The organism is Cellulomonas sp. GbtcB1 (assembly GCF_019091725.1).
Lineage (GTDB): Bacteria > Actinomycetota > Actinomycetes > Actinomycetales > Cellulomonadaceae > Cellulomonas.
On sequence record NZ_JAGXJG010000671.1, the window covers coordinates 1 to 231 of the forward strand.

The window sequence follows — 231 nt, forward strand, 5'->3', positions numbered from 1 at the left end:
CTGCGGCCACTCCGGGGAGGCGCGCAACCTCGCCGAGGCGACGCTGGACCGCGGGTTCGACGCGGTCCGGATCGTCACCTGTCCGATCGACCGGCTGCAGGCCGCCGGGCTGCCCCTCAAGCCGCTCGACCGGGTCATGCCGTACCTCGACGGCGTGGTCGTGGAGCGTCCCGGCCCGGTCGGCGTCTACAAGGAGCCGGACGGCCGCTACGTGGCCGGGCTGGTGAGCCG

Annotated in this window: 1 pseudogene; it reads left to right on the forward strand. The window is 74.9% G+C overall.

What is annotated here, in order from left to right:
* Positions 1-231, forward strand: a pseudogene (locus tag KVT14_RS21745) (glycosyl transferase family 1); the annotation flags it as partial.